Source organism: Streptococcus sp. NLN64 (assembly GCF_015831295.1).
Taxonomy (GTDB): Bacteria; Bacillota; Bacilli; order Lactobacillales; family Streptococcaceae; genus Streptococcus.
Window position 1 is genome coordinate 1 of sequence record NZ_JADXDQ010000083.1, and the last position, 4585, is coordinate 4585.

Annotated in this window: 7 protein-coding genes; 1 reads left to right on the plus strand and 6 read right to left on the minus strand. The window is 44.0% G+C overall.

Annotated features, from left to right (window positions below):
• Positions 1–285 (plus strand): transposase (locus I2503_RS08955; protein WP_196967729.1); only part of this gene is annotated, 285 nt, incomplete at its 5' end.
• A 252-nt stretch (positions 286–537) separates the two neighbouring features.
• Here I2503_RS08955 and I2503_RS09705 read toward each other — a convergent pair.
• From I2503_RS09705 to I2503_RS09520, 6 genes are all read right to left on the minus strand, one after another.
• Positions 538–687: a hypothetical protein gene (locus tag I2503_RS09705; protein WP_233340817.1), complete on the minus strand. Its 150-nt coding sequence runs from the start codon at positions 685–687 to the stop codon at positions 538–540.
• A gap of 12 nt (positions 688–699) precedes the next feature.
• Positions 700–876, minus strand: coding sequence for an Rrf2 family transcriptional regulator (locus tag I2503_RS09710; RefSeq protein ID WP_247644707.1), 177 nt, complete (start codon positions 874–876; stop codon positions 700–702).
• A 9-nt stretch (positions 877–885) separates the two neighbouring features.
• Positions 886–1353: an SsrA-binding protein SmpB gene (gene smpB, locus I2503_RS08965; RefSeq protein ID WP_196090900.1), complete on the minus strand. Its 468-nt coding sequence runs from the start codon at positions 1351–1353 to the stop codon at positions 886–888.
• Positions 1316–3592, minus strand: coding sequence for a ribonuclease R (rnr, locus tag I2503_RS08970; RefSeq protein WP_196967730.1), 2277 nt, complete (start codon positions 3590–3592; stop codon positions 1316–1318). Before rnr ends, smpB begins: the two co-directional genes overlap by 38 nt.
• Positions 3593–3791: 199 nt before the next feature.
• Entirely contained in the window at positions 3792–4025 is a 234-nt protein-coding gene (secG, locus tag I2503_RS08975; RefSeq protein ID WP_196090898.1) for a preprotein translocase subunit SecG, read from the minus strand.
• A 314-nt stretch (positions 4026–4339) separates the two neighbouring features.
• On the minus strand, positions 4340–4585 hold a 246-nt coding region (locus I2503_RS09520; RefSeq protein WP_210766835.1), incomplete at its 5' end, for a hypothetical protein.

The window sequence follows — 4585 nt, forward strand, 5'->3', positions numbered from 1 at the left end:
CCAATGATTTACAAAGAGAGTATGACGAGTGATTTCTTTGTAGAGTGGTTTAAACAAGAGCTTCTACCATCTTTAAAGACTCCTCATGTTATTGTTATGGACAATGCAAGTTTTCACCCTAAGAAAACACTAGATGAACTTTCTATCTATGCTGGTCACTTCTTTTTACCTCTACCACCGTATTCTCCAGAATTAAATCCCATTGAGCAAAGTTGGGCTATTCTAAAAAAATCAGTTACAGAATTACTTCGCAAAATGGACTCTATAACTGATGCAATAACATAATATTTAAAAACTAAATAACTATAGTACAAGGCAGCGAGTCGCAGACAGTACTGAAGTACGGCAAGACGAGCTAACACAGTAATAAAAGATAAACTAAAAGAGTATAACTCCCCAAAAATTATACATACTGTACTCTCTAATACAAAAAACCAACCCCTCAGGATTGGTTTTCAGGACTATCAATTTTTCCTTGACTCGTTTCAAGGATATCAGCTAAGGTTTGCTGCTTCAAGGATACTTCCATAGCAACCTTCACTTCATCAAGGTGATGGTCCAGGACGCCATGAATGGTCCTACCAACCTCACATTGGGGATTGGGCCTATCATGATAGCGAAATAGCTTGTCTGCTCCAATTCCCCCTGTTGCAAGGTGATTTCTTCAGGTTGGCGTCCGAGCTCCATACCTCCCATACCTTAATTGGTTTGAATCAAATCAGCCTGACGGAGTTGAGACATGACTTTACGAACGATGACAGGATTCACACCGACACTTCCAACCAAGCTTTCACTTGTCAGCATGTTTTCTTCATTTTGGCGTGCTACCAGAACCAAGATATGGACACCGATGCTGAAACGATTAGAAATTTGCATATTTACCTCCTATCGGTGGTTAAAGCTCTTCATCTGCCGATCAATATCACGATTTTGCTCACGGCGTTTAATGGATTCCCGCTTGTCATAATCTTTTTTCCCTTTAGCCAACCCCAGCAACAATTTGGCGTAGCCGTCCTTCAAATAAACCTTCAGAGGGACTAGTGTCATACCAGTCCCCTTGGTATCCTGTTCTAACTTTCGAATCTGCTTCTTATGGAGTAAGAGCTTACGACGGCGTTCTGGATCTTGGTTCCAGATATTGCCTTCCTCATAAGGGGCAATATGAACATTGCTTAACCAAACCTCGCCATTTTTAATTTGCGCAAAACCATCTTTCAGCGTAATCCGGGCCGCCCGAACGCTTTTGATTTCCGTTCCGGTCAAAACCATTCCCGCTTCAATGGTATCAACGATGGTATAGTCGTGGCGTGCTTTCTTATTTTGAGCGACGACCTTTCCCTCTCCTTTGGCCATGACGACCTCCTTTTTTGACTTGTTTTTTGTAAAATGGTTGGGACTGTTCCCGCTTTTTCTTGCGCTCGCCTCGCGAGCGTTTAGAACGAGAGGACTTCTTCTCCACCTCGCCGCCAGCTAGGTAGGCAAAATCGATTTCACCAGTTTCCTTATCGGCCCGTTCAACGCGAATGCGAATGGGCTGGCCCACACTAAAGGTTGTCCCGGTGCGTTCACCACGCAGGGATAGTGTCCGTTCATCGAAATGGTAAAACTCAGGTAGGTTGGTCACGTGAATGAGACCTTCTACCGTATTCGGGAGCTCGACAAAGAGTCCGAATTTCACGACCGAGGCAATCACCCCATCAAATTCTTGTCCCACAAAGTCCGACATAAATTCTGCCTTCTTCATAGATTCCACAAAACGTTCCGCGTCAATGGCGCGGCGTTCGCGATTAGAAGACTGGCTGGCAATGGCTGGCAATATTTCTTGGAAATGCCCTGCTTTCTCAGCACTCTTCCGATAGTCCCGCATCATCCGGTGGACCATCAAATCTGGATAGCGCCGAATCGGACTGGTAAAGTGGGTATAGAAAGGAGCAGCCAAGCCGTAGTGCCCATCATGATTATGCTCCGAATAACGGGCCTGCTGCATGCTCCGCAAGAGCATCATAGATAGAACTTCTTCATAGACCTCTCCCTTAGCAGCAGCCATGATATCCTGAAGCGATGCCTGAGTCATCTTGGAAGCCGTCCCATAAACTCGTAAGCCAAAACTGGATGTGAAATCGATAAATTTCTGTAGTTTCTCCGCTTTTGGATCTTCGTGAATCCGATAGATAAAAGGCAAATCCTTGCGGTAGAAATGCTCCGCAACGGTCTCATTGGCGACCAACATAAAGGACTCAATCATTCGCTCTGCCAAGCCTCGTTGACGCAAAACAATGTCTACCGGCTTCCCTTTAGCATTGACTAAGATTTTTGCCTCGTTGGTATCAAAGTTAAGTGCTCCACGATCAATCCGCATCTGCTCCAAAATCCTGTGCAGCTCAACCATAGCCTCCACAGATTCCAGTAATTCGGGATAGCCTTGAATCACCTCTTCTTGCCCAGCAATGATGGCGTTAACATCCGAGTAGGTCATCCGTTGGGTCGTTTTAATAACTGTTTCAGCCAACTGATACCGCACGACCTTACCTCGACGGTCAATCTCCATAATAGCCGATTGGGTCAGCCGGTCCACTTGCGGATTTAGGGAACAAATTCCATTGGACAGACGTTCCGGTAGCATGGGAACAACACGGTCCGTCACATAGACGGAAGTTCCACGCTCCAGAGCTTCCTTGTCCAAAGCAGACCCTTCCTTCACATAGTAAGAGACATCCGCAATATGAACTCCTAATTCAAAGTTGCCACCCTCCAAACGTTTGATGTGAACTGCATCATCTAAATCTTTAGCATCTGCACCATCAATGGTAAAGGTCAATTCTGAACGGAGATCTAGTCGCCCTTCCATATCTTTGGCACTCGGAGCATCAGGAATCGCCTCCGCTTCTGCTAACACAGCTTCAGGGAAGGCAGAGACAATATCCAAAGATTCCAAAACCTCTAACACATCAATTCCCGTGTCATCTACATGACCAACGATTTCCACTAATTCTGCAAGAAAATAATTCTGCTTTTTACTTGGGTACTGCTGGATTTCCAGCTTTACCACTTCTGTACCGTCTAACTGGAAATCGCCTTTTTGAATATAAATCTGTTGTTGAATTTTTTGATTACGGGAACGAACATAGGCCGGGTACTTAGACTTGCCTTCTTCCAAAACAACCTTCCCAACGACTCGGGTAAGCGAACGTTCCAGAACATCGACAATCTTCCCTTCCGCAGAAGACCCTTTCATACGATCCGCAACTTTGAGGATTTCCACCTGAACCCGATCTCCATCAATCGCCTGATTGACAAAATCACGACCGATAAAAACATCTGGCTCGGCCTCATCAACCGTCACAAAACCAAAGCCTGTTTTATGGGCATGGAAAACTCCTTCGAGTTTAGGAACCTCCGGCTTTTTCTTCACTTCTCTCAAAGCCACTGTTCCCTCATCCGTGAAGGACAATTTCCCCTGTCCTTCTAAACGGGATATTTCTTTGACCAGATTCGTAAAACCCTTGGCGCTTTTCATTCCCAAGGAATCTCCTAACTGATCCACTGACATTGGCCCAGACTCTTTCAATAGGGCCAGGATTTCTTCTCTCATTTATACCTCTCAAAAAAGGGCGGTTGCTCGCAAGACCTGTGTGATCTTGCTCCAACTCGCCCTAAATGCTAATACTCTTTAAATTTCAAAACCTAACTTTGTCAAGCCTCCTTGATGAACTTTAGTTCAATCATCGTCGGCTTTCCTAGCCATTTTTTTGAAATTTTTCGAGGCTTCCGATTTTGAAATTTGTTACGTACTAAATACTTGATAACACGGCTAAAACCAAAGCAATCGCTAGCCAGAAAAAGACTAGCACAGCAGTTGTCCGCTGCATAACTGCTTCGAATCCCCGAGCTTTTGTGCGTTCAAACAGGTCACCTGCACTCGAATCAAAAACGTTTGAAGATTGATTCTTGGTTGGTTGCATAAAGATGACCATGACCAAAATAACAGATAGGACTAAAAATACAGTTAATAATAATTGAAACATTGCCAAACTCCTTCAAATCCCTTCTATATTAGCATAGTTTCCTCAACTTGTAAACCAAAGACCTCACTTCGTATGTGTCAAGTTATTCTCGGAAATTTGAAAAATCAGTCTCAAATCTAGGGCGTGCGTGAATTTCAGTTTGCAAAATTGCAAAAACACATAAATATCAATGTCATTCAAATTGAATGATTCAGTAAGTCAATCTCCACCTTCTCGTTCTCAGTGTTTCTAATATGCAGGTCTTCATATTAGGTAGTGCGGGTCAGATAGCATTGTATGCTATCTGAGTTACAAGATAAGGAGAGCAAAGCTCTCTACAAAGCAGCCTTTAGTAAATGGCTAAGTGATTCGATTCCCGAATCACTTAGCATCACTAGATTTCGAGCCAAGGTCTCGAAATCTCCGTCATTTAGCAGTTGTTTCTCAACTGCTGATGATTCCACTACGGTATGAAGACCTGCTTCTTTATTCCTTCCGAACGATCTAAAATAAACTCGATAAGCGTCCCATAGCTGAACTCTTGGGACCATACACTGGTATGGTTGCCTGTGGAATAGTGT